Source organism: Lactobacillus sp. UMNPBX16, assembly GCF_002553775.1.
Classification (GTDB): domain Bacteria; phylum Bacillota; class Bacilli; order Lactobacillales; family Lactobacillaceae; genus Lactobacillus; species Lactobacillus crispatus.
The window spans coordinates 1-6,243 of record NZ_PCYU01000083.1; the positions used below are offsets into that span (position 1 = coordinate 1).

A 6,243-nucleotide genomic window follows, 5' to 3' on the forward strand; every position below is an offset into this window, starting at 1 on the left:
AAACTATTTTACAGTCTCTAAAAACAGTATCTTTCAACTATAATTACTAAAAGATACTGTTTCTTTATAAAAAAAACTATTCCATCATAGCAACCAATGTAATTAATGCTGCATCGTAATAATTCGTATCAGTCAAACGATTAGTAAAAACATACTGTTGTGAAACAAATAAATTATCAAATTCCGGTTTCTTTAATTGTTGCACTGCAAAAAAGATCGGAGCACTAATACTCGGTGAAGCATAATTGTTTAACGCTTTACCATTCAATTGATAGCCAGCAGTCACTTGTTTTTGCTTGCTGAAAAAGCGTAACATTTTAGTAACAATTTTTTTTGCTCGTGCATCTTTGCTAGTAGCTAAAAATAATGGTACGCGACAAGCATTGCCAGAATAATCACCATCGTTTTTTCCAGCTACTTCATTAGCTTTAGCTGGTCTAACACCTTTTTTACTAATCCAAGCAAAATCTGGAACTAAGCCAGAAGAATGCTGCTTGCTCAATTGATATAGTTTTGTCAGCATTACCTTCTTGATCGTTAACCATTGAAAATTACCAGTCAACTGATAAAAATCATCAAAGTACGTCGGTAACACGTCAGAGGTTCGCATTAAGTAATAATACTTCGATTTCTTATTAGCCCAATCACCAACAGTCAGCGTCTGAGTAGTCGAATTATAATCATAACGTAAGATATCAGCTAATAATAGCTTAGCCTGCTGCAAGTACTTGGGTTCGTTCCAGATTTTTCCTGCTTTTATCAAACTTTCTGCAATGTATAAATCGCCATCAGTTGCATTAGTAGAATAAACTTTTTTATCCACTTGCTTCCATGAGATTAATTCAGTTTGTTGATCATCGATAGTCAACCGATTAGCCAGGTAAAACCGATATAACCGTTGAAAATCTTCTTTTTTAGCCCACCCCTTTTCACCAGCCATAGCAGAAATCAACATGCCATAGCCTTGACCTTCAGACAAGCTTGTGCGTGGTGCAGCTTTTATCCAAGTTTTTCCATCACTTTCTTTAACAACATAGTCTTCCTCCCATTGGCGGTACAAATTGCGATACAACGTGCGGTTATTGCTACCACGGACATAAAACATGATGCCAATAAAAAGCCCAATAGTCAGTAAGATCAAAATTGGGGTAATCCTGTTTTTGTTTTTTAACATCAATCTGTAAACCTCTTTGTTTTTACCCACTTCGTTGCTTCGCGATGGAAAAGTCTGTCAGCAATTGCTGACCAAACCGCATTAATCGATATAATGATAAACAGCTGTGAGTATGTAAAATATGATGCCACAGCAAGCCAAAGTTGTCTAGTTGTAACCTGACCAAATTGGGTACTGGCAGCCACACTGATTTGGAGTACATAGAGTAGAATCATCAACAACCAATTAAAAAGTAATACTTGACTGAGCAATAGATTCCCAGCAGTAAAAGTAAATGGCATCTCAACTGTTGGTACCCAAATTTTTATTACTGCAAAAATCAGATTAACAATGAAAAAGATATCTGATAAGACTACTGCTGCATTAAACCAGAAAAAGATACTGGACATATAAAAAGTTTCAAGTTTGACCCGCCAATTACTATGGTCAAATAAATGCCGAAAATTGTTAATTACTACTTCGTAATTACCTTTAGCCCACCGCAAGCGTTGATAATAATAGTCCTTTAGCTTCTCTGGTTCTTGTTGAAAGGCTTCAGAATTATGTGCTAGGGCAATTAATTTACCAGTGCCCAAAATCGTAAATGACAAATCAGTATCTTCAGTTAAAGCACCAGAACGAAAACCACCTAACTCTTTTAAAAAAGCCGTCTTAATCACAAAGTTAGTGCCCGGAATGCGCCCAATTTTGAATAATTGCCAAACTCCGCAGTGCTGAATTCGATGCGTTACCACAATTTCCAAGTTTATACAGCTAGTCAAAAAGTTTTGCTTTGCATTCCGCGTCTTATTCCGTCCAAAGCTAGCCACATAACGTTCTGGATCTTCCAATACCTTTTTGATCAAGAAATACAAGGCATTTTCTTCAGGCATCGCATCGGCATCATAAACGCATAAGTAGTCGCCGTGGATCATCTTAAGCGCATCGTTCAAAACTCCTGATTTACCACCTTCACCAGTTCTTCTGATCACTTTAAACTGTCGTTTCTGATATTCAGTCCGATTGCCAATGGCTTCAGCCAATTCCGCTGTTCGATCAGTGCAATTATCAGCAAAAATCAAAATTTCGACTTTATCTGCGGGGTAATTCAAATTCAAAATTGCTCTACTGGTCTTTTGAATAACAGCTTCTTCATTATGAGCCGGTACAACAATAGAAACGGTAGGATAATACTCAAGTGGTGTAATTTTAGCAATTTCTTTACTGTGTTTTAACCAGAAAAGCACCCCTCCCCAAAGCGTAATTAATGAAAATAGAATCGATAACCAAATTGAAATCAAAGTCAATATCTGAAAGCCTTCAGTCATCCAATTCTCCTTTCTGACTCTTCATTAATGCCTGTTCGATATTGCCATAAATTTTATAAGCACAGAAAAAAATCACTAAAAATGCAATTGCAAAGATTACAGAAATAATCACGGACAAATAATAAAACCAGTTCATTTTGCTATCTTTCCTTTATGTATTCAGTCACAATTTCAGTTTCCAATTCACGACGCAAAAAACGAATTACAGCTATCAAATCAGGAAATCTATCACTATTATCGACATTAATATAGACACTCGCATGTTTTAGCGAAACAGGAATCGGCAACTCTAACTCGCTTAATTTTGTATCAACGATGTGATTGACCTTTTTTACTAATTCATTGGGGATTTCTGGCGAAATTATCAAAAAAGTCGCATCTCCCATAAAGTAAATAAACTCCCCCTTAAGTCGATTATTTTTCAAAACTTTAGTAATCTGCTTCAGGATCCGATCATGACTATTAGGATGAGCTTCCGCATACTGCTTATGTTGATCCCAACTCACAATTTGAACGTTGGACCATAAATCGAGTTCGGGATGCTGCTCAATTTTATGTAGTTCATTCTGATAAAATTTTTCCGCACTCTCGAAAGTTCTTAGCTTTAACCTCCGGTCATAAAGCGAATTATAATACCGAATTTCGTCATTGCGATTGGTAAAAAAGCTCCAGCGAATGATGTGCTGTCTAATGACGGTAACTAGACTAGCCTCAATAGGATAAGCAATCAATAATAAAAATTTTTCCTTAACTGGCATTACTACATAGCCTAACAGTAAGAATCCTGCTCCAATCGTGGTAAGAATTAAAATCAGCCAAGTAACATCGACTCTTGAAAAGATTAAGCCAGTTAAAATCGCCAAAATCAAAATCATTACTAGGCCATTAAAGACATTAGCTGGGTATAATCTTGCTAGCCATAATAACAATATCGGGAAAGTAACGCTGGCAAGATACGCTAAACCTGCTAATTTAAAATACTTTCTAGTCATTTTTATAACATCATCCTCAATTATGCTATTTATTTACAAATTTTTATTGTAATAATTTAGGCAAAGAAATGCAAGAATAGAAAAAACTAGTAGATTTTCTCTACTAGCTTAAAACTTATTGTAAATATTTTGGTGAAATATAGCGCTTAATTAAATCATTGACAGCTTTGGAATTATCATGTTTTTTGATAATCGCAATAAAGTCTTTACCGGTTGCTTGTTTTAGATAATATGTATGGTAGTAATCTCTCATCGCCTGGTCGAATTTCTTTTCACCCATTAGATAACGCAACAGAGAATAAAAACTTTTTCCACCATTATAGGCAGTATCAGTTTCATCATATTTCTTAGGAATCTTGTTAATTGGAGATAAATCAAAAATAATATCTTCCGAGAATTCTGCCATTCCTTCGTCAAGCCAAGGTTCAGTATATTCATCATTACCCACGGTATTGAAGAAACATTGATGGGCTACTTCATGACTAACATTTTCAATGACGCTGTCATAATCTTCCTTAGAAGCTGCTTTTTTGCGAGCAAAAGTATCTTGAGCAATCATTACTAAGCCACTATATTCCATACCTCCAGTATCGCTACTAAATGGCGATTCGGTAAGATCTAATTCGGAATATGGATATGGTCCATATTTTTTAGTAAACAGCTTAATGCTATCCACTGCTGTCTGCTTTGCAAGTTGGTTATAAATCTTTGCACCTTTACCAGCATAATAATAATTATTGATCTTAATGCCATTTGCCTTGGTAGAACTTACCTTAAACTTGTTAGAAGCCACAATTGCAAAATCACGCACATCTTTAGCAACAACCGTAGTTTTGCCATCCTTAGTGTGACTTTCACCACTAGTTACGACTTTGTAAGATTTTGGTGCGTAGATCTCAGCTTGATAATCGCTGACTGCAAGATTACGGTTTTCCCCTTCATCATTATAGGGATGATAATTCCATTTTCCGTTACGATAATCGCTTAGATATGGGAAACAAAAAGAAAGGTTGTAAATTTTGCCTCTTGTACTGAGACCTAAAAGTTAGACACTTTTAGGTCTCAGTTCAATCACTAGGTTTAGTTATATATTTTTCTATAAAAAGATTTATTTTTCAGTTATTGAATATTTAAATAATGTTTCGATAGTCTATTTACATGCTAAACGGTCATTATGATGCTTTGATTTAACCAATTCTTATGCTAATTATGATCAAAAAATTATTCATCATCAATGATCAAGACCAGATAGTGCAAAAAATTAATTCTAAGGTCAGAAAAGGCACTCATCATCTCAACGTTATCCTTCTACTAATTCTCTAACTATATTGTAGTTACTTGCATCATCTGAATCAGAAATATCTGCACTAGCTTTTCTCTCATTTTTATTTACTCTTTATTTTTTGCGCTTTCAATCTTATCTTTTAAATCCAAAGCTTTTTCATAAATAAAGAAACCAATTACACATGTCAATATATCACTAATTGCTTGAGACCAAACAATACCGTGATAGCCCAGCGTCATCTTCATCAATTCTAGAATCACAAAATAAATCACACCTTGTCTAGCGATTGCCATAATAAAGGCACCCCAAGCATTACCAACAGATTGGAAAACAGTTGTATAAAACAATACGATTCCTACTACAGGCGTAGTAACAATCGTAGCTAACAACATGTAACTACCAGCACTAACAATATCCGGCTGATTCATGAATAATGCTGTGACAGGACGGGCAAAAACAATTAATAATCCACCAACAATTACCGCATATACAACTTGAACTAAAATATCAAAGCGAAGAATATCTCTAAGCCGCCGCCAATTCTGAGCACCATAGTTGTAGCCTAATAAAGGTTGTGCACCAAAGGCAAAACCAACAATCACCAAAATCACAATTCCATATATTTTTTGTGTAATCCCCATTGCAGCGACCTTATCAGCACCATAAATTGCCAGTGACGAATTCAATAAAGCCATGCCAAAGCTTTGAGCAAAATTAGTAATTGATCCAGGAATACCGATTGCTACTACTTCCTTGATTGATTCCGCATTAATTTTAATTAACTTGGGATCTAGAGTAATGAATCTTGCTTTTTGCAGAATCATAATTACTAAAATCAAGTCAGTTACAACATAACCTAAAATATTGGCAATTCCTACTCCTGTAGCACCCCACTTTAAAACAAATAAAAAAATTGGATCTAAAATGATAGCTAAAATAGTTCCTGTCATTGTGGCAATCATCGCCTCAACTGCCAATCCCTCTGTTCGAATTAAGTTCTGTGGAATAAGGCTCAGAATAATAAAGACTGCTCCAATGGAAAGCGCACGATAAAAATCAGCTGCATCGCTATAAGTTGCCGCTTTTGCTCCTAATACGGTTAAAATAGGATGCTCAAAGATTAGCAAGATTACTGTCAAAAGCAGCCCAGTAATCGCTCCACCATACAGACAAAAACTACTGATTCTTTTGCTGAGCTCGTATTTTTTCTCACCAAATAAGCGAGAAATAACTGACGAACCACCTAAACCAAAAATGTCGGCAACAGCTATTAAAAAAGTAAAAAGTGGCGCACCGATCGTAATTCCTGCAACTAGATTAGTATCGCCTGTTTTGGCAACAAACATTGTATCTGCCAGATTATAAATCATGGTAGTGATCATACCCAAGACTACAGGTAACGATAATTTAAAATAAACTTGCTTAATTGGTGCCTTTGCAAATAATTCGTCCATTTGTTTGCCTCAAAAGAAACATACTAACCTA

The 6,243-nt window shown here is 35.4% G+C and carries 6 protein-coding genes; all 6 read right to left on the reverse strand.

Annotated features, from left to right (window positions below):
- Positions 1–76: 76 nt before the first annotated feature.
- Complete coding sequence (locus CP367_RS10395) at positions 77–1,174, reverse strand: glycosyl hydrolase family 8 (RefSeq protein ID WP_013086225.1); 1,098 nt, start codon at positions 1,172–1,174, stop codon at positions 77–79.
- Positions 1,174–2,481, reverse strand: a complete 1,308-nt coding sequence (locus CP367_RS10400) for a glycosyltransferase (RefSeq protein WP_089146082.1) — start codon at positions 2,479–2,481, stop codon at positions 1,174–1,176. Before CP367_RS10400 ends, CP367_RS10395 begins: the two co-directional genes overlap by 1 nt.
- A complete protein-coding gene (locus CP367_RS10405) occupies positions 2,474–2,617 on the reverse strand; it encodes a hypothetical protein (RefSeq protein ID WP_005719075.1) in 144 nt (47 codons plus the stop codon). The genes CP367_RS10400 and CP367_RS10405 overlap by 8 nt, the downstream gene beginning before the upstream one ends.
- Before the next feature lie 4 nt (positions 2,618–2,621).
- On the reverse strand, positions 2,622–3,473 hold the full coding sequence (locus tag CP367_RS10410; RefSeq protein ID WP_089146083.1) for a hypothetical protein: 852 nt from the start codon (positions 3,471–3,473) through the stop codon (positions 2,622–2,624).
- Between the two features lie 115 nt (positions 3,474–3,588).
- Positions 3,589–4,284 carry a M1 family aminopeptidase gene (locus CP367_RS10415; protein ID WP_089146084.1) on the reverse strand — a complete coding sequence of 232 codons (696 nt, stop codon included), beginning with the start codon at positions 4,282–4,284 and terminating at the stop codon, positions 3,589–3,591.
- A gap of 578 nt (positions 4,285–4,862) precedes the next feature.
- Complete coding sequence (locus CP367_RS10420) at positions 4,863–6,212, reverse strand: MATE family efflux transporter (RefSeq protein WP_089146085.1); 1,350 nt, start codon at positions 6,210–6,212, stop codon at positions 4,863–4,865.
- Positions 6,213–6,243: the final 31 nt, after the last annotated feature.

Excerpts from the sequence above, each read along its gene's own strand:
- CP367_RS10420 (WP_089146085.1), bottom strand. The coding sequence starts at position 6,212 with ATGGACGAATTATTTGCAAAGGCACCAATTAAGCAAGTTTATTTTAAA.
- CP367_RS10400 (WP_089146082.1), bottom strand. The coding sequence starts at position 2,481 with ATGACTGAAGGCTTTCAGATATTGACTTTGATTTCAATTTGGTTATCG.
- CP367_RS10395 (WP_013086225.1), bottom strand. The coding sequence starts at position 1,174 with ATGTTAAAAAACAAAAACAGGATTACCCCAATTTTGATCTTACTGACT.
- CP367_RS10405 (WP_005719075.1), bottom strand. The coding sequence starts at position 2,617 with ATGAACTGGTTTTATTATTTGTCCGTGATTATTTCTGTAATCTTTGCA.
- CP367_RS10410 (WP_089146083.1), bottom strand. The coding sequence starts at position 3,473 with ATGACTAGAAAGTATTTTAAATTAGCAGGTTTAGCGTATCTTGCCAGC.